The sequence below is a fragment of the Vibrio sp. VP6 genome (assembly GCF_028823755.1).
Taxonomy (GTDB): domain Bacteria; phylum Pseudomonadota; class Gammaproteobacteria; order Enterobacterales; family Vibrionaceae; genus Vibrio; species Vibrio parahaemolyticus.
This window is the reverse complement of record NZ_JAPEID010000030.1, coordinates 44,498-69,203: the sequence shown is the minus strand read 5'-3', so window position 1 is coordinate 69,203 and position 24,706 is coordinate 44,498. Positions and strand designations below refer to the sequence as shown.

General features: G+C 45.0%; 19 protein-coding genes. 13 read left to right on the top strand and 6 right to left on the bottom strand.

The features are described from left to right. Positions 1-655 (top strand): LysR substrate-binding domain-containing protein (locus OU793_RS17705; protein WP_274647813.1); only part of this gene is annotated, 655 nt, incomplete at its 5' end. A gap of 55 nt (positions 656-710) precedes the next feature. On the opposite strand, the gene OU793_RS17700 is transcribed toward OU793_RS17705, so the two are convergent. After that, a complete protein-coding gene (locus OU793_RS17700; RefSeq protein WP_140104001.1) occupies positions 711-1,691 on the bottom strand; it encodes a hypothetical protein in 981 nt (326 codons plus the stop codon). Between the two features lie 533 nt (positions 1,692-2,224). On the opposite strand from OU793_RS17700, the gene OU793_RS17695 reads away from it, so the two are divergent. The 3 genes from OU793_RS17695 (at position 2,225) to OU793_RS17685 (ending at position 7,018) form a co-directional block, all read left to right on the top strand. Further along, positions 2,225-4,675: a M9 family metallopeptidase gene (locus OU793_RS17695; protein ID WP_140104002.1), complete on the top strand. Its 2,451-nt coding sequence runs from the start codon at positions 2,225-2,227 to the stop codon at positions 4,673-4,675. Between the two features lie 286 nt (positions 4,676-4,961). Further along, positions 4,962-5,192: a PAS factor family protein gene (locus OU793_RS17690; protein ID WP_005479230.1), complete on the top strand. Its 231-nt coding sequence runs from the start codon at positions 4,962-4,964 to the stop codon at positions 5,190-5,192. 476 nt (positions 5,193-5,668) lie between these two features. Continuing rightward, a complete protein-coding gene (locus OU793_RS17685) occupies positions 5,669-7,018 on the top strand; it encodes an alpha-amylase family protein (protein ID WP_005479245.1) in 1,350 nt (449 codons plus the stop codon). A 68-nt stretch (positions 7,019-7,086) separates the two neighbouring features. On the opposite strand, the gene OU793_RS17680 is transcribed toward OU793_RS17685, so the two are convergent. Further along, complete coding sequence (locus tag OU793_RS17680; protein WP_005459687.1) at positions 7,087-7,380, bottom strand: helix-turn-helix transcriptional regulator; 294 nt, start codon at positions 7,378-7,380, stop codon at positions 7,087-7,089. A gap of 244 nt (positions 7,381-7,624) precedes the next feature. Between OU793_RS17680 and OU793_RS17675 the strand changes: the two genes are divergently transcribed. Next, entirely contained in the window at positions 7,625-7,918 is a 294-nt protein-coding gene (locus tag OU793_RS17675) for a hypothetical protein (RefSeq protein ID WP_005459692.1), read from the top strand. Between the two features lie 108 nt (positions 7,919-8,026). Here OU793_RS17675 and OU793_RS17670 read toward each other — a convergent pair whose 3' ends face one another. From OU793_RS17670 to OU793_RS17660, 3 genes are all read right to left on the bottom strand, one after another. Then, the gene (locus OU793_RS17670) at positions 8,027-9,985 is read right to left on the bottom strand and encodes a monovalent cation:proton antiporter-2 (CPA2) family protein (protein WP_015312981.1); all 1,959 of its coding nucleotides are present in this window, start codon (positions 9,983-9,985) and stop codon (positions 8,027-8,029) included. Next, positions 9,982-10,599: an NAD(P)H-dependent oxidoreductase gene (locus OU793_RS17665; protein ID WP_005459699.1), complete on the bottom strand. Its 618-nt coding sequence runs from the start codon at positions 10,597-10,599 to the stop codon at positions 9,982-9,984. Before OU793_RS17665 ends, OU793_RS17670 begins: the two co-directional genes overlap by 4 nt. 235 nt (positions 10,600-10,834) lie before the next feature. Further along, positions 10,835-11,260 carry a universal stress protein gene (locus OU793_RS17660; protein ID WP_005459700.1) on the bottom strand — a complete coding sequence of 142 codons (426 nt, stop codon included), beginning with the start codon at positions 11,258-11,260 and terminating at the stop codon, positions 10,835-10,837. 445 nt (positions 11,261-11,705) lie between these two features. Here OU793_RS17660 and OU793_RS17655 point away from each other — a divergent pair, with 445 nt between their 5' ends. The 7 genes from OU793_RS17655 (at position 11,706) to OU793_RS17625 (ending at position 23,553) form a co-directional block, all read left to right on the top strand. Continuing rightward, complete coding sequence (locus tag OU793_RS17655; protein WP_140104115.1) at positions 11,706-13,277, top strand: ATP-binding cassette domain-containing protein; 1,572 nt, start codon at positions 11,706-11,708, stop codon at positions 13,275-13,277. 206 nt (positions 13,278-13,483) lie between these two features. Then, positions 13,484-15,643: a prolyl oligopeptidase family protein gene (locus OU793_RS17650; RefSeq protein WP_140104114.1), complete on the top strand. Its 2,160-nt coding sequence runs from the start codon at positions 13,484-13,486 to the stop codon at positions 15,641-15,643. A 530-nt stretch (positions 15,644-16,173) separates the two neighbouring features. Next, entirely contained in the window at positions 16,174-16,965 is a 792-nt protein-coding gene (locus OU793_RS17645) for a hypothetical protein (protein ID WP_005479226.1), read from the top strand. A gap of 90 nt (positions 16,966-17,055) precedes the next feature. After that, complete coding sequence (gene vmeP, locus OU793_RS17640; RefSeq protein ID WP_005391278.1) at positions 17,056-18,198, top strand: efflux RND transporter periplasmic adaptor subunit VmeP; 1,143 nt, start codon at positions 17,056-17,058, stop codon at positions 18,196-18,198. A gap of 10 nt (positions 18,199-18,208) precedes the next feature. Then, positions 18,209-21,349 (top strand): efflux RND transporter permease subunit VmeQ, encoded by a 3,141-nt coding sequence (gene vmeQ / locus OU793_RS17635; RefSeq protein ID WP_005459706.1) that lies wholly within the window; start codon positions 18,209-18,211, stop codon positions 21,347-21,349. A 120-nt stretch (positions 21,350-21,469) separates the two neighbouring features. Next, the gene (locus tag OU793_RS17630) at positions 21,470-22,579 is read left to right on the top strand and encodes an OmpP1/FadL family transporter (RefSeq protein ID WP_069515346.1); all 1,110 of its coding nucleotides are present in this window, start codon (positions 21,470-21,472) and stop codon (positions 22,577-22,579) included. Between the two features lie 176 nt (positions 22,580-22,755). Continuing rightward, positions 22,756-23,553, top strand: coding sequence for a hypothetical protein (locus tag OU793_RS17625; RefSeq protein ID WP_005459709.1), 798 nt, complete (start codon positions 22,756-22,758; stop codon positions 23,551-23,553). 182 nt (positions 23,554-23,735) lie between these two features. Here the strand turns inward: OU793_RS17625 and speG are convergent, their stop codons facing one another. After that, the gene (speG, locus tag OU793_RS17620; protein ID WP_005488166.1) at positions 23,736-24,266 is read right to left on the bottom strand and encodes a spermidine N1-acetyltransferase; all 531 of its coding nucleotides are present in this window, start codon (positions 24,264-24,266) and stop codon (positions 23,736-23,738) included. A 273-nt stretch (positions 24,267-24,539) separates the two neighbouring features. On the opposite strand from speG, the gene OU793_RS17615 reads away from it, so the two are divergent. Beyond that, positions 24,540-24,692, top strand: coding sequence for a hypothetical protein (locus tag OU793_RS17615; protein WP_005459713.1), 153 nt, complete (start codon positions 24,540-24,542; stop codon positions 24,690-24,692). The last annotated feature ends 14 nt before the right edge of the window (positions 24,693-24,706 follow it).

Sequence of the window (24,706 nt, the reverse complement as noted above, 5' to 3'; positions counted from 1 at the left end):
TTACTTACAGTTAGTCCGTGTTGTGAACAAACCTATAGAATTTGAGCCTTTAGAATATCGAGAACTCATTCATATAGTGATTGCGGATGCTGAATATGAACGAATCGTCGACTGTATTTATCCAAAATTGATCAACCAATTTCCAAAATCAAAATTAAAACTCTCAACTTGGAACCAAGACAGTTTAGAGAGTTTGTTACAAGGAAATGTAGATTGCGCTATTCATTTACAAAATGAACGTATACCCAAAGATATCTATCAAACGACACTTAAAATCGATCAAATCTCTGCTGCGATCCATCGTAAACATCAAATCGATACTTGGGATGAGCTTAAGAAAATTCCTTTTGTTTTTATTGATGTACCGAGTTGGAATGAGTTTAATTATCGGTTTGAGGAGATACTGCCACCTGAAAGCCGAGGAGATATTTCGTATAAAATTAGGGTAGACAAATTGAAATCAGCGTTGGATATTGCAGAGAAATCAAAAATTGCAATTCAATTACCTTTGCGGTACTTAAATGACAATTTTAAAATCATTCCTTATCCAAATGATGTTAGCTTTAATATCGCTTACTCTTTTTATTGTCGGCAAACTGAGAAGCATAGCCCTTTAATTAAAATTATCAAAAAAATGGTTGAAGATTGTTATTAGAACTGCGATTTTTCCGTAGATGCATAGATTTAAATATGCACCTACGCATGTCAATTTAGACGGTTAATGTTACCACCACAAACCGCTCATCTTGTCCCCATCTTGGTTCCGCATTCATTAAGTTGAGCTCCAACGCCGTTTGGTATGGGTCAACGTCAAAATGGTCGCTTACTAAACCCCAGAGCATCCAGTTGATTGCGGTTTCATTCTCGGTAAACTCTTCGAGTGGCGTTCGGAGGAAAAAGTATTCATCCAAGCCATCGTCACCAAGCCTGTCATAGATAATGTTACGCAGCTCTCGATCCAAATCATGTTGGAGATTGATTGAGTCGTACAGTTGTTCTTCTGTTGGACCATTCTCATGGCGATAAACATTGCGTTTTGACTCTTTGCATAAAGTACCTGAGCCTGTTTCAATACTTACGTTTTTTTGCGAGTGTTGTTCCAGTGCTTGGATAATTTCATTCTCTAATTGGGCGAGTTTACTCAGCAAAATTTGATCATCGATGTTATGCTCGTGAGTAGTCATTTTTTGAAAAGCCTTTACTCTCTCATAGACTGAATTCCCGTGAGTAAGCGCTGCAAAGCACTGCTCTCTGAGTGTTTCATTGGCTTGCCAAATGCCTGAGTAGAGCCCGTAGTCATATCGATACGGTGGAAGATCTTCAGTATCTTCGCCTAATATTTCTCTCCAGTGCCTTTGCCACTTTTCATTTTTTTCTTGTTTTACACTTGCGTATTGGCTAACCCAATGGTTACGAAGTGTTATGCCTACAATGGCAAGAGGCCATGGAGCGAGCAAGTAAAAATAATAGTGAGAAGAGTTATCCCAAAAGTAACCGTAAATATAAATACTAAATGCAATCACCCAAGTTCCCATAGTGCAAACAATAATCCCTGACATTATCGATGATTGGCGTTTTGTTTCTCTTAATGTATTACCTTCCGCACATAACCAAAAAATGCCGCCAAAAACAAAGGTAAACGTCATTAACAAGTAAGCAAGCCCCGCTCCTAAAAATCCCCAAAGTGACATGGTTTCTGATCCTTTTAAGTCCCACTTCTTTCTGGTGTGATGGAAGGGGATATGTAGTCCTAGTTCAGTGCCGTGATTTGCTCGATGCAGGTTTTACTCTCATTGATATTACGTTTCGACAAAAAAGGATGATGTCATTATGCAATAGAGTATTAGGCACGACGTGTGGCGAGAATTTACCATCATTTATCGCTCTCAGATATGTGTTTTGATGCTTATCTGGTTCATGTCTCATAATGAAAACTCGTTTTCAATGGTTCTCAGTTGAGCTATTAACTAACTTTTTGGTCTGGTGCGATAAATTTCATTTTTTGAGTCACTTTTGACTCATATTGCCTTATTTAGGAAAAGGTAAATTAATGTTTTTATTAATAATTATTGAGTTTTTCTGTGTGGGATTGGTCCCATTAAATTAGAGTAATAAGTCTATTTTTGGGATCGGTTTCATAAATTTTATGATACTGATTTCACTGTTTGAGCTGTAAGGAATATAAACCCCACTCAATTTATTTTTATAATCAATGAGTGTTGTTATGTCTCATATCCGTTTTTTCCCGCGTCATCGTTTGGCGCTTGCTTGCATGCTAGCGAGTGTTTCTAGCTTCTCTTTTGCCCAAAATCAGTGTGCTGTTGCTGATTTACAACAATCGCGTGATTTGGCCGCTGCCGTTTCTGGCGCTGAATATGATTGCTACCACGCTTGGTTCTCTGCGCCTTCAGCAACGCTGAATGATATTTATAGCGAAGCAAGTTTAAGCCGCATTCAAGTCGCGTTGGATCAAGAAATTGCACGCTATCGTGGTGAAGCAGAACAAGCTCGCGTTCTAGAAAATCTAGGCGAATTTGTTCGTGCGGCGTATTACGTTCGTTACAACGCTGGCACTGGCACACCTGAGTTTTCAGAAGCATTGAGTCAGCGTTTTGCTCAGTCAACGAACCTGTTCCTCAACAACCCTCATGCTTTGGATCAAGGCCGTGAGCAAGTTGGCGCAATGAAGAGCCTGACTTTGATGGTTGATAACGTGAAGCAGTTGCCGCTGACCATGGATAGCATGATGGCCGCGTTGATGCACTTTAACCGTGACACCGCGAAAGATACCCAATGGGTTGATGGCCTGAACAACTTGTTCCGCTCTATGGCAGGTCACGCGGCGAACGATGCGTTCTACCGCTACATGGCAAACAACACTCACCATATTGATACGTTAGCGCGATTCGCTTCTGACAATGCATGGGCGTTAGATACAGATGCAAATTTTATCGTTTTCAATGCATTACGTGAAACTGGTCGTCTACTTGCGAGCCCAGATCAAGAAACCAAACGCAAAGCATTGGCTGTCATGCAACAAGTGATGCAGCGTTACCCATTGGGCAGTGAGCACGACAAACTGTGGCTTGCCGCCGTTGAGATGATGAGTTACTACGCACCTGAGGGTTTGAATGGTCTAAACCTAGAGCAAGCGAAGCAAGATCTAGCAGCACGCGTGATGCCAAATCGTTTCGAATGTCAGGGACCTGCCATCATTCGCTCTGAAGATCTCACCGATGCTCAAGCTGCGAAAGCGTGTGAAGTGCTTGCTGCGAAAGAAGCAGACTTCCATCAAGTTGCGAATACTGGCAATCAACCAGTGGCGGATGACTTGAACGATCGTGTTGAAGTCGCGGTGTTTGCAAGCAACGACAGTTACGTTGATTACTCTTCATTCCTGTTTGGCAATACAACGGATAACGGTGGTCAGTACTTAGAGGGGACCCCGTCAAGAGCCGATAATACGGCGCGTTTCGTGGCTTATCGCTACGCGAATGGCGAAGATCTATCTATTTTGAACCTTGAGCACGAGTACACTCACTACTTGGATGCACGTTTCAACCAATACGGTTCATTCAGCGACAACTTAGCTCATGGTCATATCGTTTGGTGGCTGGAAGGCTTTGCGGAATACATGCATTACAAACAAGGTTACAAGGCCGCGATCGACCTGATCCCAAGTGGCAAACTGAGCCTTTCAACCGTGTTTGACACCACATACTCGCACGATAGCAACCGCATTTACCGTTGGGGCTACTTGGCGGTTCGCTTCATGCTAGAAAACCACCCTCAAGATGTAGAGAGCTTGTTGGCGTTGTCTCGTTCAGGTCAGTTTGCACAATGGGCGCAGCAGGTTACTGTGCTTGGTCAACAATACGATGCGGAATTTGAGCGTTGGTTGGATACGTTAGAAGCGGTAGTTGAACCGGAGCAACCAGGAACGGACCCAGAAGAGCCAAGCGAACCAACAGAACCTGAAGTGCAAGTGACGGAGCTGGCGGCGAACCAAAGCCTTCAACTGAGTGGCGAAGCATATAGCGAAAAACTGTTCTACGTTGACGTGCCTGCTAACACCGTTCGCTTTAGTGTCTCTATTGAAGGGGCGGGTGATGCCGACCTTTACATGAGCTACAACAAAGTGGCGCATTACTACGACTTCGAAATGAGCCAATACGCGGACGGTAGCAATGAAGAGATTCAATTTGCGCCAGAGCAAAATGGTTACGTTAAAGCTGGCCGTTACTACATCAGTTTAACAGGGCGTGATAGCTACGACTCCGTAAACCTTGTGGCAGCTTTAGAAGTTGAAGCGCAAACGCCACCAACACAAGTGCAAGACGATTTAGCTCCTGTGGTTTTGGAATCAGGAGAAGCGAAAGTGCTAACGGTTCATCAGCAGCGTTATGCCGCTGTTTATGTGCCTGAAGGCGTGAAAGAAGTACGCGTTTGGATGTCGAGCCAATCAAATGCGAACGACCCTTACGGCGCAGGTAATGTGGACTTGTACGCAAGCCGTAAACACTGGCCGACAGCAGAGCAACACGAGTACGCATCAAACTACGCGGGTAGCAACGAATATCTTGCTATCCCAGTGACTGAAGCGGGCTATGTGCACTTTTCTCTTCAAGCCCCTCAACAAGGTGATGATGTAGAGATGTTGGTTTATTTCTTCTAATCGACGTTAAGTTAGTTTCGTAACACAAAAAAACACGCCGCCATTTTTGGCGGCGTGTTCGTTTTTCCTGCTTTTGGTTGTATTCAAACAGTGTTAAATGCCAAACGTTTGCATGATTTCGAGATGTATCTGTCAATTTTTGTCGAAAGCGTCTCAATTTTGTGTTGGCATATCCTTCTCACATAATCTTTTTTAGCGCCGCGTTCTGTGACCTAGCTTCTGATTTGTGGTTTCTAAACGGATACAATATATATGCACCCCGTGCAATAAAATTAAAGGGAATGACATGAAAACGCTTATTTATGACACGTTGATTAGCCTTGCAAGCCAAGAACCAGAACAACATGCACGTATCCGACAAAACTTATATGAACAGTTGGATCTGCCGTTCGATAAGCAACTGGCTTTGTACTCTTGTGCCCTTGGGCCTGCGAGTTCAGGTAAGCTTGAGAGCAGTCAAGGTATCAACAACGCTGTGGATTGCGCCGTTAAACTTCTGGAAACACCAGAACGCTAATCTACTTCGTTGTCTTTATCACGGCCCAATACCCCAAGGGCCGTTTTTGTTTCTGCGTTTCCTCAACACACTTTTCGACGCTAATTCCTTCTCACCAAACGTGATCTAGTTGCCAGTTTGCTTTTCTTAACTATTTGTTACGTCAACGCATTTTATAACCTACTCATTTACAGCGAGTGGGTTAGGGCGTACATAAGGATTTGTTGCTTGGAATTTGTTTTTGGATTTTATGTAAATAAAAACAATGGCTTAGTTGCATTTGGCTTGCGGATGGCAAGAGCTGTCATCGACTGGAGGTGATTCACAGACTCTCATTGTGCTAGGCAGGGCGTATCTACGCCTCGATTTTCAGCCTTGAGTTAAGCGCAAAAGGGTGAGGGCGTATCGCGAATAGCTTTTATAATTTCGACTATTGAGTTCATTCACACAAAACAACCAAACAAGTAATCGTGAGTGGAAACGAGTAGGAGAACAACATGAGTGGCTTACAGGAAACGCAATCAGCAGGTGCAAACGTGATTTTGCACGCCTTTGATTGGAAGTACGCTGACATTGCCCAACGAGCAAATGAAATCCACGAGCTAGGTTATGGCTCGGTGTTGGTTTCGCCACCAATGAAAAGCGCCCACGATGAACGTTGGTGGCAGCGCTATCAACCACAAGATTACCGTGTTATCGACAACGCGCTCGGTGACACCCAAGACTTCATCTATATGGTTCGCGAGCTCGAACGCGTAGGCGTTTTGGTGTACGCCGATGTGGTGTTTAACCACATGGCTAACGAAGCACATTTACGCCGTGATCTGCAATATCCTCGTCAGGACGTATTAGATCAATACCGACAAAACGAACATAAATACCAGTCTTTAAAGCTTTTCGGCGATTTATCCAAACCGCTATTTAGCGAAGAAGATTTTGTTGAAGCGTTTGGCATCAAAGACTGGAAAGATAAATGGCAGGTCCAAAATGGCCGAATTACAGGTGGGCCAACCGATCCTGGTTTACCAACCCTTCGCGTTTGTGAACATGTTGTCGAGCAGCAGCGAGCTTACTTAAAAGCATTGAAAGCGATAGGTGTGAAAGGCTTCCGTATTGATGCCGCGAAGCACATGACGCTTGAACACCTAAAACGCGTATGGACAGACGACATAACCCAAGATGTGCACATTTTTGGGGAAATCATTACCGATGGCGGTGCAACAGAAGAAGAGTATCAACTGTTTCTTGAGCCGTATTTACAAGAAACCCGTTTAGGTGCGTATGATTTCCCGCTGTTTTCGACCATCTTTAAAGCGTTTTCAAAAAAAGGCAGTTTCAAGTCTCTGATTGACCCTTACTGTTTTGGCCAAGCGCTCTCAAACGGTCGAGCCATCACTTTTGTGGTGACGCATGATATTCCCAACAACGACGTCTTTCTCGATTTGATAATGGATGAAGAGGATGAGTGGATCGCTTATGCCTACATTCTTGGTCGCGATGGCGGCGTGCCTTTGGTTTATACCGATCTGGATACCAGCGGCATTAAGAACAAAAATGGAAAGCCAAGATGGAAAGACGCTTGGAATGATCCTCGTATGGCGAAGATGATTGCGTTCCACAATGTGACTCATGGCGAATCAATGACGGTACTGGAAGGGAATGACGATATGCTAGTGCTAAAACGCGGAGAGAAAGGCATTGTTGTGCTAAACAAATCCACGCGCGCACAATCGCTATCGCTAAAGACAGAGTGTGATTGGTTCGATTTGATGTCAGATCAAAGCGTTAAAGCCGGGATAGAACTGAAGGTTCCGGCAAAGTCGTTCATGTTATTGGTGCAAAAATAAAAGCGGCGACAGAAGACAATAAAAATGAGCTCAATAGGAGCTCGTTTTTATTTGAATCGTCAAAGCTGTTATTGGCATTCATTCACGCAACATTCGGCACGAAGAAAGTCGATGACATCGTCCAAACATTCGTATTCAGCAACACAAAAAAGAATACGGCCTTCACGGCGCTGAGTAATGAGTCCTGCAGAGGCTAAACTGGAAATATGATGAGAAAGTGTGGATGCAGGAATACCGAGTTTTTCTTGCACACCGCCTACCGCAATGCCTTTGTAGCCCGCTTTAACGACTTCTTTATAAATGCATAGACGGGTAGGGTGCCCTAATTCTTTTAATGCTTTAGCGACGGCTTCTAGCTCCATACTGACCTCTAAACTGACCAACGTTAAATGTGTTTCGATAATAGGGAAACTCGCCTTGAATGCCAACTTTTCTGGTTTGACTCTGTGTGATTTCAGGCGAGTTTCATACCGACTCATACTGTGATGACAAAAATTGTCTCCTCCAATGAGACAGATCAATCTTCATTATTATTTCACCCCACGTTTAAACTTCCTCTCCTACACTCTTTGATGAGTTGTTAGTTGGCAGAACAAGGAGGCGGCCATGATTGCAGTTCATCGAGATTATTGTTTGTCTAGCAGTTCAGAGTTACACGCGCACGTTAAAGTAAACCCTGTTGGAAGATTGGAAGTTGAAATTATCGAACTTGAAGAGCGTCATACGACCGAGTTTGATGATTTATCTTTTGAAAGTCGTGGATGTGAAACTCGAATTTGTGGCAAAGAAGACGCAACCCCGTGGCAGTTCAATCTTGCAGTTACCGACGCGTTAGAGCTTTCTCATTTAGTTGAAGAAGCGAATGAAGAGTATGAGATTTTGATGAATGACCTCATGTAACTTTCATTATGGATGAAAGTCACTGTGGTGATTTAGGGCGGCGTGCTGACGTACAACCGACAAAAAAACCTCCCAATGGTGGGAGGTTTTTGTATTTCTGTTTTGGCGTTAAATCGCTTCTTCTTTTGGTGGCGTAATATCTTGCACGTTTTCACCGTCAAAGTTTTCAGCGTAACCTTTTGGCGGTGGCGTCCAGCCACGTTCAGAACGCGATAACTTATCGTGACGATCTTTGCGCATCTCTTCCGCCATTTTCTCTTCGAGCTGGATGAATAGCTCGCGGAAGTTGTTGTCGAAGCGCTCACCTTCCGAATCGTCTTCCCACGCTTGGTATAACATTTCAGATTTACGAGCTTCTACGCGCTTGTAAGTGTCTTTTTGCTGTTCAACAAAGAATGGGTGAATGCCCAACGCTTTCATGGCATGTCCACCCATTTCCAGTGCCGAGTGATAAGTTTCCGATTCGATCACATCGGCGCCAGCTTGACGCAACAAGTAACCATGACCGCGGTCGAAAGCACGTGCGATGATTTTCACTTTCGGGTACGTGTGCTTCACGTATTTCACCAGTTCCACACTCGATTCCTGGTTATCAATCGCGACGACCAACGCAGCCGCATGCTCGATACCTGCCGTGTGCAGCATATCTGGTCGGGTTGCGTCACCAAAATAGGCACGAGTGCCAATCTGGCGCATGTTATCGACTTGGTTGGCTTGATGGTCAAGCACTACAGTTGTTACGCCGTTCGATACTAATAGGCGATTCACAATCTGACCAAAGCGGCCAATACCAGCAATGATGACTGTGCCTGTTTCTTCAATCGTATCGCTTTCGCGTTCATTCGATTGGATTTCAAAGCGAGGCAAAATCACCCGATCAAACAGAATGAACAAACCCGGGGTCAGGAACATTGAAATCGCAACCACCAGTGCAAGAGTTTGCGAGAGTTCAAACGGAATGACGTGGTTTTGCACAGAGAAGCTTAGCAACACAAAACCAAATTCACCCGCTTGAGCCAAGCTTAGGGTAAACAGCCAGCGGTTGCTGCCTTTCACTCTAAATATCAGCGCGAGAATAAACAGCACCAAGGCTTTCAATACCATCACGCCAATGGTCAGCGCCATGATCAGCCAGAAATCACCAAATAGAACCGAGAAGTTGATTCCCGCGCCAACGGTAATAAAGAACAGACCTAGCAATAAACCTTTAAATGGTTCGATGTTGGACTCTAACTCGTGGCGGAATTCACTGTTCGCCAATACAACGCCTGCCAAGAAGGTTCCAAGCGCAGGAGACAAGCCCACTAAACTCATCAGCGCAGCAATGCCAATCACCAGCATGAGCGCGGTCGCCGTAAAGATTTCGCGCAAACCAGAGCTAGCCACGTACTTAAGTAACGGGCGGCTTAAAAAGTGCCCGCCAACCACAACAATTGCAATCGATGCAGTGATGACAATTCCGTATGCCCAGCCCGGCAAATCGGCCACGAGGTTTAAATCGTCATGATGCTGCGCAGCAGTTTGAACGGCATTTTGTGCTTGTTCGACTAACTCCGGCAGGGCCAACAATGGAATAAAGGCCAACATCGGGATAACAGCGATATCTTGAAAGAGCAGAACAGAAAACGCGTTTTTACCACCTTCTGTTTTGGTTAGCCCTTTTTCGCTAAAGGTTTGCAGCACAATGGCGGTTGATGACAGCGCGAAAATTAGGCCAATCGCCAGAGCAATCGTCCAAGGCTGCTCAAAGTACAAGGCGATACCCATAATCGCGGCGACAGTGCCGCCAACTTGCAAGCCACCTAACCCCATCAAGCGATTACGCATCGCCCACAGCATTTTAGGTTCGAGTTCTAAACCAACAAGGAACAGCATCATTACAACGCCAAACTCCGCAAAATGTTGGATGGTTGTGGTCTCTTCACCTACGAGGCCGATGATTGGGCCAATCACCACGCCGGCAATTAGGTAGCCCAGTACAGAGCCTAAACCTAAGCGTTTTGCTAACGGAACCGCGATAACGGCGGCTACAAGGTACACAAAGGCTTGTAAGAATATTCCTGTCATGACGCCTCCTTGATGAGCTCCGGCAATGCACTGTTAAGTTTAATGAGCGAAGCGGCGGCCTCGACATCCAATCGGTCTTCGACCAGTGCCGTTAAGAGCTTTTTATAGCGTTCAATATGGCGCGGGATACGACCTTCTTCGGCTGCGGTACGCGAACCAAACAAAGCAAGAGGCGCAATATAGTGCATGCCCGTGAGTGCGGACATTTGCTCGATAGGAGCGAGCAGTTCCCGAATCGTAAAATGGTTGTAGCCTTCGGCTTTGTAGGCTTCTTCTTTGCCGCCGGCAGAAAGCACGCACAGCATGGTTTTGCCTTGCAGTTCGGTTCCTTCGGTGCCGTATGCAAAGCCGTATTCCAACACCAAATCTTGCCATTCTTTCAAAATCGCTGGTGTTGAGTACCAGTAAAGCGGAAATTGGAAAATCACCACATCATGTTCACGAAGGCGTTGTTGTTCTCGGTCGATATTAATGTTGAAACGAGGGTACTCACCGTACAAGTCAACGCATGTCACGCCTTCGATTTTTTGAGCTTCTTTGAAAAGTGGAGTATTCACTTCTGAACGATGCTGGGAAGGATGAGCAAAGAGAATCAGTACTTTTTTATTTGTCATAGGGATCCTTGCTTTCAGCATGGCCTTATCCGAATGGAGAAGGTGGGTGAAGAGACTGACGCGCTATGTCCGTCTCGGTCAGTTACAAAATGTAACGCATAAACGTTAACCTATCTACCATGTAGGAATAGATAAACTGATGAAGTATTAATAAAAAACCACCAAACAGGTTGGTGGTTTTATAAAATGAGACAATATCTCTGAGCCCTTGAGGCTATTTCATGATCACGCCAATTTATTCGTGAATAGGCACCACTAAAATATCAACGGGTGATTTGTTGATTAGGTGTCTTGAGTAAGAAATGATCTTGCTCCAGAAATCTTGGTGGTGACCACAAATCAACAGATCCACTTCTTGTTCTTTAATGGTGACTTCCAATTTATCAGCCAAATCCCCCGTGCCTACAAAGAAGTGTTTAAGTGGGTAGTCCATGTAATCACTGAATGTTCTTAAACATTCCATTGAATGCTCATTCAACGGCCTTTGATCCGGGTTCTCTTTAATGTCTACAAGCTCGCGATAGATTTCTCCGTGCGTACCATCAATATGGATAAAGGAGATATCGGAGTCGAGATAGTTTGCCATTGATACCGCTCTGTCGATAAGCACGGTGCTTTCATCTGACAGTTCCAATGCAACAAGGATATGTTTGTATTTCATAACCACGCCCTTATGTGGATTATCTTTACCCTAAGCATAGTATGGCTTGGGCAAAAATTGTGTTGATAAGATCTCGAAATTGTTCAAAGTTTTGTTAAAAAGTTAATACGATATAACAACTTGCTGTGAAACTTTCTCTTTGTACTCATTTGGTTAGAAAGCTTGCTTTTTGAACAAAAAAGCCGCTACACTCTGCGCATCATTTCTCTAGGAGATTACGCCAACATGAAGAACTAAACCTGTCATCCATATTTTTACTTATTTTTTGGATCTGCAGGGTTAGTAGGCGTAGCTCACTTTCCGATATTCCTTTGCAACAAGACAAATTTTTTATTTGACGTTTATCGTCGAGCTTTACATAAAGCTTAATGCGTTTGTGCACGCGTTTTGTTGCAATCTCAAATCATAGCTACGGCTGTTGTCCCTGTCATACAGGAGGCAAATTATGCCAGTATTACAAGCTTTTAATGTTAGCCATCAGTTTGATAATGGCGAGACGCTATTTCAGTCTATTTCTTGTTCCATGACTAAACGACGTGTTGGTTTGGTTGGGCGCAATGGCATCGGGAAGTCGCTTTTGGCTTCCATTTTGGCGGGCGAAACTCAGCCTGCCAGCGGTGTTGTGACTTCTCCCTCTTCTTTCATGATGTATCGCCAGCAGCCGTCTGATCTGCTTTCAGGTCAGCAATCGATCGTCCAGTTTCTGGGAACAGACTCGGTCTTACATGCTTTGAAGCAGATTGAACAAGGTGATGTTTCTGAGCATTGGTTCGAACTGGTTGGCGAACAGTGGGATATTGAACAGAAACTCAAACAGCAGCTTGCTGCGATGGGCTTGCCGCAAGACCCTGATTTCTCTTGTGCTCGGCTCAGTGGGGGGCAGTTGGCGCGTTTGCAGTTATGGCAGTTGTTTGAAAACGAAACGGAGCTTTTGATTCTCGATGAGCCATCCAATCACCTCGATACCGAGGCGAAACAATGGCTGATAGAGTCTATGACGCATTTCGGCGGCGCGATTTTACTCATCAGTCACGATCGTGAGCTGCTGCGAGCAATGGAGGAAATTTGGGAACTCTCGGGCCTAGGCTTACAGGTTTTTGGTGGAAATTACGATGTGTATGCCGAGCAAAAACGCACTGAGCTACAAGCGGTCGAAAGGCAGTTAGCGCAGGTCGATAAACACAAAAAACGGTTAGCTGAGCAAGCCCAGAAAAATCGCGAAAAAGCAGACCAACGCGCCGCGCAAGGGAACAAACTGCGCAAAGACGGCAGTCAGCCCAAAATTTTGCTTGATGGCAAAAAGGATAGCGCGACCGCCAGCGCCTCAAATCGCAATAAGAATGAGCAACTCAGACAAGTGCATTTACAAGCCAAAGAGCGGGCGTTGCAATCGCGACATGAGCAGCTCAAAGCGCAAAAGTTTTATCTTGCAGATAATCCGAACCGTTCGAGAAAAGTGTTGTCGATACAAGAAGGTATATTGCCTTTTGGGGATTCTACTCCTATCAATTTGCAGATTTTTGCGAACGATAAAGTCCATCTCAAAGGGAAAAATGGCTGCGGAAAGTCAACCTTGTTAAAGACGTTGCTTGGCGAGTTGTCGTTGCTGAGCGGTGAGCTGCAAGTGAATACACCCTTGTATTATCTCGACCAACACTTTGGCGCAGTGAATCCAAATCTTTCGTTACTTGAGAACGCAATGGAGACCTGCCAAGAGATGACGGAAAGTGAAGCGAGAACCTTACTGGCGGGGATCGGTTTTCGTCGAGACGCTGTGTTTCGGTTGGGATGCGTACTAAGCGGTGGCGAGAAGATGAAGCTCGCAATGCTGATCGTCAGCCATCAACACTCCCAGCCTTTGCTGCTGCTTGATGAACCAGATAATCATCTCGATCTCGAGTCAAAAATAATGCTTAGTCAGGCGTTAAATGTATACAAAGGTGGATTTGTTCTGATTAGTCACGACCAAGATTTCGCTTCTGAGTCTGGGGTTTTGCGCCAAATCGAGCTGACTTAGACGAAAGAGAGTAAACGCCATCGTAGCTCTTCAGTGTTGTTTCCAAGTTCTACACTTCCACTTACTAGTTTGTAGAACTGGCAGGAAATGAGGGAGTTAGGATGGCTTTCACAACTCGTTTAATGAAATTAGATTCATTTTGTCGATATATAGTAGAGTTCTGATGTATTGCACAAAAAGACAACAGAAAAATAAAAAGGAATTTCATGAAAAAGAACACCCTAGCACTCGCAACGGCTCTCGCACTCGGAAGTGTGTTGTCTGTGGCGCATGCAAATGAAGCGGCGCAGTCGTCGGTTGAACAGGTAACCCTGAAAGCCATCACGTACCCAACCACACAAAAAGTGAATGTTGTCGATGACTACTTTGGTACAAAAGTGAGTGATCCGTATCGTTGGTTGGAAGACGATCTCAGCCCAGAAACCGCAGAATGGGTGAAGGCACAAAATGCAGTGACGTTTGATTATCTGTCGAAAATCCCTTACCGCGAGCAGATTGAAGAGCGCATCACTAAGCTCATGGACTACGAAAAGCAAAGCCAACCGTTCAAAGAGGGTAAGTTCACTTATTTCTATAAAAATGACGGGTTACAAAACCAAGATGTGCTTTATCGGCAGTTAGGTGATGGTGAAGCAGAAATTTTCCTCGATCCAAATACTTTTAGTGAGGATGGCACCACATCGTTAGCGGGAGTGAGCTTTTCACGAGACGGTTCTTTGGTCGCATACAGCATTTCGGAAGGCGGTAGCGATTGGCGCAAAGTCATTGTGTTAGACACAGAAACCAAAAAGCCCGTCGGTGAAACGCTGGTGGATATTAAGTTCAGCGGCATCAGTTGGCTCGGCAATCAAGGTTTCTATTACTCAAGTTATGACAAGCCACAGGGGAGTGAACTCTCCGCGAAGACAGATCAACACAAGCTCTACTTTCATAAACTTGGAACGAAGCAAAGTGAAGACCAGTTGATTTTCGGCGGCTTTGACGAAGAGAAATACCGTTATGTTGGCGGCTATACGTCAGATGATGAACGCTACTTGTTTATCTCAGCCAGCGTATCGACATCGGGTAACAAACTGTTCTTTAAAGATCTGAGTAAGCCAAACAGCCCGCTTAAAACCATTTTAGATAACACCAGTTCTGATACTTGGGTGATAGACAACCAAGGCACGAAGCTGTACTTGGTTACGAACCTTAATGCGCCGAACAAACGCGTCGTGACGGTGGATGCGAGTCAGCCGCAGCCCAAAAACTGGAAAGATTTGATCCCTGAAACAAAGAACGTGTTACGTGTTTCTACCGCGGGTGGCAACTTGTTTGCGAGCTATATTGTTGATGCGATCTCGATGGTGAAGCAATACGACATGAACGGCAAACTCATTCGAGAAATCAAATTGCCTGATATTGGCAGCGCATACGGTTTCTCGGGTAAAAAAGAAGAAACCGAAGTCTACTATTCTTTCACCAACTACAAGATGCCCAGCACTACGTATCGTCTGAACATCAAAGATGGTAATAGCGAGGTGTACTACAAATCTAAAGCGCCATTTGATCCAGCTTTGTATGACTCTCGCCAGGTGTTTTACACCTCAAAAGACGGAACAAAAGTGCCGATGATCATCACCTATAAAAAAGGGACACCGATGGACGGCAGCGCACCAACCATCCTATATGGTTATGGCGGCTTCAACATTAGCCTCACACCATCTTTTAGCCCGACACGTGCGGCTTGGCTGGAGCTTGGTGGTGTTTACGCGGTAGCGAACATTCGTGGCGGTGGGGAGTATGGTAAAGAGTGGCACAACGCTGGCATTCAAATGCAAAAGCAAAATGTGTTTGATGACTTTATTGCGGCGGCTGAATTTCTAATTGATGAAAAGGTAACGTCATCAAACAAGTTAGCCATTAACGGTGGATCGAATGGTGGCTTGTTAGTGGGGGCTGTTATGACGCAACGTCCAGAGCTGTTTAAAGTGGCGCTGCCAGCAGTCGGCGTACTGGACATGCTGCGTTATCATACTTTTACCGCAGGTGCTGGTTGGGCGTATGACTACGGTACGGCAGAGCAAAGTAAAGAGATGTTCCAATATCTGAAAGGTTATTCGCCAGTGCACAATGTAAAAGCGGGGGTGGAATACCCAGCGACATTGATTACAACGGGTGATCATGATGATCGTGTTGTTCCTGCTCACTCTTACAAATTTGCTGCTGAGTTGCAGTCAAAACAGGCGGGTTCAAATCCGACCTTGATTCGCATCGAAACCAATGCAGGGCATGGTGCTGGCACACCAACGCGTAAAATAATTGAGACAAATGCAGATATTTATAGCTTTGCACTGTTCAATATGGGGATAGAGAAACTGCAATAGTGCGAATCGTTTGCGTTTTTAGTTAACGAAATGCATTGGTGCTTTTGCACTCGAAAATAAAAGGAGATCACAGAGTGTGATTTCCTTTCAATTTATTGTGGAGTAACTATTCTAAATTGACCGCAAGGCTAATTAAATTAAGGTATTTGCAATTTATTACAACTCTCTTCTTTACCTGAAGAGTAATATACGATACAAATAAAACTTGATCGCGATCACCTAACACCATTGCACTCCTTATTTATATGGTAAATTTAATTAATCATTTGTTCTAATGATAATTGAATTTTCATAAGTTTTAATATTCCCTTCTTCGTAAAGCTTACCAAATTTCAAGTTATATAAGATATAAGTAGCAGTGATTGAACTTTTACGACGCTTTATTTTATTTTAATTAAAACGTCTAATGTTTCGTCATTATTAAATTTGCTTTGATAATTTATATTATCCAAAGCGAGTTGTGTTGCTTGCTATTTATGATGACCTCATGACGTGAATAATTTTATAATCATTAAAATGGATACAGTTTTATGAATTTAGTGAAACCGTCTGTTGTTATCATGGCAGCAGCCCTTCAACTCGCGTCTTCTGCTTATGCTCAGACAAATAATGACGAAGAACTACAAGATATGTCTGACCCACTTGCGGTTTACACCCAAGCGGGCTTTGGTATTACTGACAAAGGCGCGAACATCAAAATCGGTCAAACTTACCAATCTAGCCAGCCTGGCACCATGGCGATGAACATCATCGAAATGAAAGGCATTGGTGGTGAGCTATTTGGCATTCGCGACAATGACGATCCAATGTATGCCAATGTTGATGACAGCATTGACTCTTTCCGACTACGTAATTTCCAAGTAGAAGTCGCAAAAGGTCTAGGCCGTCAATTGGATGTAAACTACGATGTTGATAACGATAAATTAGATGCATCTTATAGCTTTATTCAAGGCCTACCTAAGTTTGGCATGTTGCAGTTATTTCCTTTGGCTGGTGCGGGTGTCACTATTGCTAATGATTTTAGTGGTGATGACAAAGGTTATGAAATTCCAGGTACTTTCACCGTTGTCGGTATGTACTCAAAAATTGAATTAACCGATAAAATCTGGATTAACTACAACCCAATGTATATGCATACATTGTCAGGGTCTAGTCAATATAAAGATACTTATTACGCGGGTGAAGATAATATCTTAACTCATGAGTTTGCGTTGTCTTATCAAATTAATCCTCGCGCAAATATTCGCTACTTTGCAAACTGGAATGAGCACGTTAATTTCGGTGATGGTGATCACCGTATCGAATTTAACTACCAATTCTAACTCCCTCGTTTATTTCCAGAATAGAAAGTGTGTTTATCCATATATTTAAATATTTAGGATAGGGCACTTTCTACATAAAGTAGGTTTATCATGAAAGCCAAATATAAATTTGCGTTGGTATCTATTGCTATATCTTCTGCATTACTATCAGGATGCAAAACTGGCGATATCGCAACGAAAACTGCCCAAGCACCCTCTGTTGAAACCGTTACTCTAACCGAAACAAAAATCACTCCTTATCATACTTTTATCGGTCGAACTGAAGCGGTAAATGACGTTGATATTATGCCTCGAGTCGGTGGCGAATTAACCGCGATTCATTTTAAAGATGGCGATATGGTCGAAAAAGGCCAATTGCTGTTTGAAATCGACGACCGTCCTTACAAAGCGGCACTGGCGTATGCAAAAGCGTCGTTGCAAAAAGCCAAAGCACAACTCGTTCAAACTACGCGTGATGCAGAACGTGTGAAGAAACTCATCAAAGATAAAAGCATCAGTGAGCAGCAATACGATGATGCCATTGCTGCGCACGCCGCAGCGATTGCTTCGGTAGAAGAGGCGAAAGCGACGCTGGTTTCAGCAAGGCTCGATCTTGAATTTAGCTCTGTGCGTGCTCCTTTCTCTGGCCGCGTGGGTTTCAGCAACTTCCGAGTGGGTGACCGTATTTCGAAAATTCAACTCGTTCCTCTTGTTTCGATCACTCAAATCGACCCAATTCGCTTTGGCTTTGATGTGGATGAGAAGCTCTACCGCCGAGTAAGAAGTGCCATTGATGTGGCTCATCGTAACGATGACAAACTGGATGTTGATTTAACACTGACGCTTTCAGACGGTTCATTGTATCCACTTGATGGCAAGATCTACGCCGTTGGCAATAAGATCGATTTAGAAACAGGCTCAATTCGAGCAGAAGCACAATTCGATAACCCAACTTACGCGCTTATGCCGGGTGAATATGGCAACTTGACCATCAAGTTGCGCAACAAAACCATTGATGGTTTGCTTATCCCATCGGCGGCTGTTCAGCAAGACCAAGCGGGTGACTACGTCATGGTGGTTGGTGATGATCACGTGGTGTCACGTCGTAACGTTGAACTCGGTCAGACCTACGGTGTGAAACGTGCTGTGCTGACTGGCTTGGCGGCTAACGAAAAAGTCATCGTCAATGGTCTACAAAAAGTGCGTCCGGGTGCAACGGTGAAAGACGTTGAACTACAGAGTGAACAAGGCTGAGTGAGTACTTATGTTAAGTAAATTTTTCATTCACCGGCCGAAGTTTGCTTTGGTGATCTCACTGGCGATGACATTGATGGGTATGATCGCCCTGAAAGTCTTGCCAATTTCTGAGTATCCTCAAATCTCTCCAACGGTAATTACGGTGAGCACCATGTATCCGGGTGCAAACGCGGACGTGGTTAAAAAGACGGTAGCACAACCGATAGAAGCCAAAGTCAATGGCGTTGAAGACATGATTTACATGTCTTCTGTGATTGGTAACGATGGCTCATACACATTGCGTATTTACTTCCGAGTGGGCGCAGATGGCGATATGGCGCAGGTTCGTGTGAACAACTTGGTGGCACAGGCGACGTCGTCTCTACCACAAGAAGTAAACCAAATCGGTGTGACGGTTAAGAAGAAATCTTCCGACATGCTGGGCGTTATCACACTGCGTTCCCCGAAACAGTCTTACGACAGTATCTACCTTTCTAACTACGCGGATCTCAATATCGTTGAGCGTCTAAAACGTATCGAAGGTATGAGTGACATTACGCTGCTGGGTAAGAAAGACTACTCAATGCGTATTTGGTTGAACCCAAATAAACTGGCTACCTTGAAGCTTTCTGCTAGCGATGTTATTGGCGCAATTAAAACGCAAAATATCCAAGTGGCGGCGGGTAAGATCGGTGGTATGCCAGCTCCGGGTGACCAGCAATATCAATATGTTTTGCAAACCAAAGGTCGCCTTACTTCTGCGGAAGAGTTCGAGAACATCATCATCCGCGCGAGCAAGAAAGGTTCTTTGATTCGCTTGAAAGATGTGGCTCGTGTGGAAGTTGGCGCACAAGGTTACGAAGCTGATGGTCGTATGAATAACGAACCAGCCGCCGTTCTGGCCTTGTACCAGTTGCCGACAGCGAACGCGCTAGACGTGATGGAACGCGTGAAAGAGGCCATGAAAGAGTACGAGAAATCGTTCCCAGATGATTTGGTCTACGACATCGCGTATGACTCTACCGAATACGTAGAGACATCGATTGATGAAGTGTACGAGACGCTAGTGATTGCGGTACTTCTTGTAACCTTCGTTGTGTACGTTTTCTTGCAGAACTGGCGAGCGACCATCATACCAACCTTAGCGATTCCGGTTTCCATCATTGCGACGTTCGCAATCATGGGCGTGATGGGCATGACCATTAACACCATCTCGTTGTTTGGCTTGATCCTCGCCATCGGTATCGTGGTGGACGATGCGATCATCGTGGTAGAGAACGTGGAGCGGGTTATCCATGAAGAGCATTTAGACCCGATTCCGGCCACGATCCAAGCTATGAAAGAAGTGACGGGGCCAGTATTGGCAACAACGCTTATTTTGTTGGCGGTATTCGTACCGGTTGCGCTATTGCCGGGTATTTCTGGTCGAATGTTCAACCAGTTCGCGGTCACCATCTGTGTGTCGGTGCTGATCTCTGCGATCAACGCATTAACGTTAACGCCAGCACTTTGTGCGTTGATGTTGAAATCTACTCACTCGCAACCTATTGCGCCTTTGCGTGCGTTTAACCGCGGTTTTGAAGCAATAACGCGCAAATACCAAGGTTTAGTTGGCTTCTTGAGCCGCCGCATTGTGCTGAGTATCGGTGTGTATGGCGCGCTTATTGCGGTGCTGGCGTTTGCGTTCATGACCGTACCTTCTTCTTTCGTACCAAACGAAGATAAAGGCGTGTTCATGGTCGAAATGCGTTTGCCAGACGCAGCAGCATTGCAGCGTACTGCACCATTAATGAAGAAGTACGTTGATGAACTAAAACAGATGGAAGGTGTGGAGAACGTGGTTTCGGTTGCGGGCTTCTCGGTAATTAACATGGCGTCGATTCCAAACTCGGGCATGTTGATCATCAAACTGGATAACTGGAGCAAACGTAAAGACCCTGAGCTACACCAACGTGCGTTGATGAACAAAGTTAACCAAATGCTGAACTCAACGCCAGATGCCGCTTCGTTCGTTTTCGCGACGCCGGCAATCAAAGGCATGGGTGCGGTGGATGGTTTCAACCTTGTGCTGCAAGACAACTTGGGCCGTTCTCCACAAGAGTTGGCAAAAACAACCGCTGATTTTGTTGCCCAAATCAATCAACTGCCTGAAGTGGCGCGTGCGTTCTCGATTTTCCGTGCGAACATTCCGCAACGTTACATCGATATTGACCGCGATAAAGCGATTTCGATGGGCGTACCGTTGAATGAAATCTTCAGCACACTGCAAGCACAGTTGGGCGGTGCATACATTTCTGACTTCAACTTGTTTGGTCGTTCGTACCAAGTGAAAGTGCAAGCAGAAGAGCAATACCGTGACAACATCGACGACATCGACCATCTGTTTGTTCGCTCAAGCTCTGGAAAAATGGTGTCACTGGCAACGCTAGTGAAAGTGAAGCCGATCTTCGGCCCTGATACCTTATCGAACTACAACATGTTCAGTTCTGCAACCGTGAACGGTGCGCCAGCGCCAGGTTACAGCTCGGGTGATGTTGTAAAAGCCATTGAAAAACTGGCTGCGGAATCTTTGCCAAGTGGTTATTCGTACGAGTGGTCAGGCATGACTTACCAAGAGATGAAAGCAGGCAACATGGCGCCAATCGCGTTCGCATTGTCTTTGCTGTTCACCTACTTGTTCTTGGTGGCTCAGTATGAAAGTTGGACTATTCCTGCTGCGGTAATGATGGCGGTTCCAGTCGCGATTCTCGGCGCAATGGGCACGCTACTGCTGGTGGGACAACCGTTCGATTTGTACGTGCAGATTGGTGTGGTCATCTTGATCGGTATGTCCGCCAAAGTGGCGATTCTTATCGTGGAATTTGCCAAAGTTCTGCGAGAAGAAAAGGGCTTATCCATCATTGATGCTGCCAAAGAAGCTGCTCGAATCCGTTTCCGTGCAGTACAGATGACTGCGTTCGCCTTCATCTGGGGGGTATTCCCGTTGGTGATTGCATCGGGTGCTGGTGCGGCATCTCGTCACTCACTGGGCTTTGCGGTATTCGGCGGCATGATTCTCTCTACGTTTGTAGGCACGTTGCTGACGCCGGTGTTCTTCGTGATGATGCAATCTCTGCGCGAGAAGTTTAAGCGAAAGAAACCCACTGAACTTGAAGTGAGCGAGCAATAACGCTGATTTCAACCGACTGACTCCACAACACCCCCACGCTGTGTGCGATTGGCCAATGCCTTTCATTGATATACAACCATCGTCGCAGCGTGGGTTCCCCTAACAATAATAGGTTTTAACATGAAAAATCTTTCAAAAATCGTCGTAGTGAGCTCTCTACTGACGTGTGCTGCTGCGCAAGCGGGTGGGTTATACCTTTACGAAACTACAGCATCGGATATTGGTTTGGCATCCGCTGGTATGGCGGCTCGTGCGCAAGATGCCTCAGTAATGGCAGCAAACCCGGCTGGTCTGGCGAATGTTTCTGGTAAATCTTTCTCTGGTAACCTGATTGGCCTTTACGGTGACGCGCAACTAGACACGATGACTGGCGATGCGGGCAACGTGATTGGTTTTGTTCCTATGGCGTCGGCATTTTACAGCCAACAAGTAAACGACAAATGGACGCTGGGTATTGGTCTGTATGGCAACTACGGTCTTGGCCTCGAGTACGAAGGTCTTTTGAATAATCATTTAGATATTCCTACAGCAACGACGCAAGCCTTAACCATTCAACCTTCCGCTTCTTACCGCATCAATGATCACTGGTCTGTGGGTGCGGCGCTTGGCATTCAGTACGGTATGTATGAAGTGGAAACGAAGGGAGCCTTGAACTTCAATGACGAAGACCAAGATACTCAGCTCAACGGCCGAGTAGGTGTACTTTATGAGGCAACACCAGGCACGCGTCTTGGCCTGTCTTACTCTTCTGAAACCGAATTTGAATTCGACAATAGCAACTCCATTGCTCCGCAACAACTGATCTTCAGTGCTTACCACGAAGTGAATGATGACCTAGCAGTGATGTGGAACGTGAACTGGCAAGACTGGAGCGAATACACAACCACGCTTAAGGCTGCAGATTTGGTCGATGTAGAGACACAAGACACTTACCAAATCGCATTGGGTACTCAGTACAAACTGAATGAAAAAATGATGTGGAATGCAGGTTTTGCATTCGATACCAGCATGTATGAAAGCCAATCAAACGGTGACATTACCGTTCCTACTGGCAAGGCGTACCGCATTGGCACAGGCATTGATTACAAATTGGATTCAGAAAACTCAATTGGTTTCGCGTTTGAAGCGATCTTGATGGAGTCTTCAGAAACAGAAACGCCACGCTTACAAGCTGGTTTTGATGAGCCTGCTCTGTACTTCATGAGCATGAGCTACAACTGGAAAAACTAATCATTCCTAATCGCTAAAACGCCTTCCTTACAGGCCATTCTACCCTAACTACCTGCACTGGATGCTGTCATGCCATCTAAGGTAGTTAGGGCGCTTCTGTCACATCCAGTGAGTGATGATTCAAAAAGTATCTGCGCAGCTAAGTGCGGGTATTCAACATCTCAAAGGACTAAAAAATGAAAAATAAACTAGCGTTAGTGTGTACGACTTTGTTGGTCAGTACGCTGGCTCATGGTGCCGAGCACCGAGTAAAAGACAATAAAAACAAGTTGGCGGATGACCCAACAAAAGTCATCACGAAATTTGGCGCGTCGTACGCAAACAACTACGATTTTGATGATCAAAACATCTCATTCTCGGGCTCACTTGCGCTTGACCAAGCGCGCAAAATCAACCTGCGTATCAATGATGATGCGAGCGAGTGGCGTATTGGTGGCTCGTGGTTGTTTCCGGTCGGTATCGTGAACTTCAACTTCGGTAAAAATGAATACGTAAACGGCGCGGATCAAACCAACTATAGCGTTGGTACCTTTATGCCGCTAAGTTATTTCGGGATTGAGCCAGCAGGCTTCCAAATTTTCCCAATGGCAGGCTATACGTACAACACTGGTGATGTTCCTGTTTGTGACGGTGCAGAAAGTAGCCACTGTAGCGAGCCTAACTTTACGGGCACTCCAAGTGCAGAGAATGGCTTCAATATGATGAGCTCTTCAGGCAGTAGCGGTTACGTTGGTGCATTTGCGCTGAAATCGTTTACCAAAGAACTGACGTTAATCAGCTTCGCCGCGGGCACTTACGGCTCAGAAAACAGTGAAGGAGAGAACTACAAAGGCTTCTTTGGTGGTATCGGCCTTGGTTACCTTGTGAACAAACGCCACTCGTTTAACGTAATGACGTTTGTCATGGACAACAACACCTATCTGGATGAAGCAGACAAGCGTGTTGCGGTATCGTACCAATATCAATTTGAATAATGGAAACACAGCGCTAATGCGTTTGTGACGTCTAGTCCGTCAACACAAGCAAGCCTGTGATTCGAGCGTGTCACTGACATTATTTCAGCCCTTGCTCAGCGATGAATACTGAGGAAATTCTCAAGCAGCAATGCGAGAGATAGTACAGCATGAATTAACGCCAGTGATAACGTTCAATCGGTTTACGATTGTTCTTCAATACTCTTCTGGTATTGATGTTTCAAAACGTACATGCGCTTCACGTCACGATAGCTGCCATTAATGAAGTACTCTTCGATAAGATGGCCTTCCTCAATAAAGCCGCACTTTTTATACAGATGGATGGCAACTTCGTTCTCAACCGCAACCAATAAGTAGATTTTGCGTAAGTTAAGGATGGAGAAAGAGTAATCCAATGCGCGATGAATCATTTCCATCGCATAACCACGGCCTTGATGGTCTGGCGCGATGATGATTTGAAATTCCGCACTGCGGTGGATGTAGTTGATTTCAATCAGCTCCACCAAACCAATCAAAATGCCGTCAGCGTCTTCAACGACAAAGCGTCGTTCTGCGTCATCGTGAATGTGTTTGCGGTAAAGTTCTTCGAGCTCGTCATAGGACTCGTAAGGTTCTTCAAACCAGTAGGCCATGATATTGCGATTGTTGTTGAGTTCGTGGATAAAACGCAAATCAGAGCGTTCTAATGCACGCATTTTTAGGCCTTTTTTCATCCTGTTTCTCCAATGAGTGGGAGGGCAAATCCTCCCCGGTTGATGCTAGAAAATCTTAACGTATCTTAGGGAAAACACCTCGCATATTTTCATCAACCTTGTCATTTGTATCAACGGATATTTGACCTGCGTCAAACTTTGTAAGTTGCTAAAATCATTAATAATACTCGTTAATCCAGACGATAAAAAAGCTGATTAGTAAGGGAGGCTGATTTCATATTAAATACCGCGCAACGACTTCGTGTCTTAATCTAAACAAACAAGGTATTCAATATGTTTTCAATCGGTGACGTAGTAGTAGCGACTAAAGGTGTCGAGCAAGGCGAAATGGTTGTTACAGGTTTAAGCAGCGGCGGTTTTTACGCTCACGTTAAAGCTGGCGAAAAGACGCTAACTTACCCTGCTAAAGATCTTAAGAAAGCATAATTCAATTTGCTGAC

Excerpts from the sequence above, each read along its gene's own strand:
- OU793_RS17700 (WP_140104001.1), bottom strand. The coding sequence starts at position 1,691 with ATGTCACTTTGGGGATTTTTAGGAGCGGGGCTTGCTTACTTGTTAATG.
- OU793_RS17695 (WP_140104002.1), top strand. The coding sequence starts at position 2,225 with ATGTCTCATATCCGTTTTTTCCCGCGTCATCGTTTGGCGCTTGCTTGC.
- OU793_RS17690 (WP_005479230.1), top strand. The coding sequence starts at position 4,962 with ATGAAAACGCTTATTTATGACACGTTGATTAGCCTTGCAAGCCAAGAA.
- OU793_RS17685 (WP_005479245.1), top strand. The coding sequence starts at position 5,669 with ATGAGTGGCTTACAGGAAACGCAATCAGCAGGTGCAAACGTGATTTTG.
- OU793_RS17680 (WP_005459687.1), bottom strand. The coding sequence starts at position 7,380 with ATGGAGCTAGAAGCCGTCGCTAAAGCATTAAAAGAATTAGGGCACCCT.
- OU793_RS17675 (WP_005459692.1), top strand. The coding sequence starts at position 7,625 with ATGATTGCAGTTCATCGAGATTATTGTTTGTCTAGCAGTTCAGAGTTA.
- OU793_RS17670 (WP_015312981.1), bottom strand. The coding sequence starts at position 9,985 with ATGACAGGAATATTCTTACAAGCCTTTGTGTACCTTGTAGCCGCCGTT.
- OU793_RS17665 (WP_005459699.1), bottom strand. The coding sequence starts at position 10,599 with ATGACAAATAAAAAAGTACTGATTCTCTTTGCTCATCCTTCCCAGCAT.
- OU793_RS17660 (WP_005459700.1), bottom strand. The coding sequence starts at position 11,260 with ATGAAATACAAACATATCCTTGTTGCATTGGAACTGTCAGATGAAAGC.
- OU793_RS17655 (WP_140104115.1), top strand. The coding sequence starts at position 11,706 with ATGCCAGTATTACAAGCTTTTAATGTTAGCCATCAGTTTGATAATGGC.
- OU793_RS17650 (WP_140104114.1), top strand. The coding sequence starts at position 13,484 with ATGAAAAAGAACACCCTAGCACTCGCAACGGCTCTCGCACTCGGAAGT.
- OU793_RS17645 (WP_005479226.1), top strand. The coding sequence starts at position 16,174 with ATGAATTTAGTGAAACCGTCTGTTGTTATCATGGCAGCAGCCCTTCAA.
- vmeP (WP_005391278.1), top strand. The coding sequence starts at position 17,056 with ATGAAAGCCAAATATAAATTTGCGTTGGTATCTATTGCTATATCTTCT.
- vmeQ (WP_005459706.1), top strand. The coding sequence starts at position 18,209 with ATGTTAAGTAAATTTTTCATTCACCGGCCGAAGTTTGCTTTGGTGATC.
- OU793_RS17630 (WP_069515346.1), top strand. The coding sequence starts at position 21,470 with ATGAAAAATCTTTCAAAAATCGTCGTAGTGAGCTCTCTACTGACGTGT.
- OU793_RS17625 (WP_005459709.1), top strand. The coding sequence starts at position 22,756 with ATGAAAAATAAACTAGCGTTAGTGTGTACGACTTTGTTGGTCAGTACG.
- speG (WP_005488166.1), bottom strand. The coding sequence starts at position 24,266 with ATGAAAAAAGGCCTAAAAATGCGTGCATTAGAACGCTCTGATTTGCGT.
- OU793_RS17615 (WP_005459713.1), top strand. The coding sequence starts at position 24,540 with ATGTTTTCAATCGGTGACGTAGTAGTAGCGACTAAAGGTGTCGAGCAA.